At 59.5% G+C, this 388-nt stretch carries 1 pseudogene; it reads right to left on the minus strand.

Annotated features, from left to right (window positions below):
* Positions 1-266, minus strand: a pseudogene (locus tag AC0L2K_RS35120) (hypothetical protein); the annotation flags it as partial.
* Positions 267-388 lie beyond the last annotated feature (122 nt).

Genomic DNA, 388 nt, shown 5'->3' on the forward strand with positions numbered 1-388 from the left:
CTGAGGATCGGCGACAAAACCGTAGATGGACACGAACGCGGCAAGCGCGGGAAAGAGGGCAAGGAGCAGATAGAATGGGCCCCGGCCGCGATCAGCATAACACGGTCCTCGGTTACCTCAGCAAAGAGCCGCCACAGCACGTCCTTCCAGCCGCGGCTGGGAATCTCTGAGGGCCATTCGGCATTGCGTCCGCGGCCCTCCCGCTCGGCCCGCCGCTCAAGTTGCACTTGGTTTTCGTAAGCGTCGTCGGTTGTTTTCTTCGACATGGCTGCCGGTCCGGAGCATCTTCTTTGCGGGGCAAACGTATAAATGCGCCAAAGGATGCAGGTGCAGACCTGCGCTCACAAATAAACATCCAGCGACTGCAGAACACTGCGCCATCCACATG

This window comes from Mesorhizobium sp. WSM4817 (assembly GCF_055811135.1).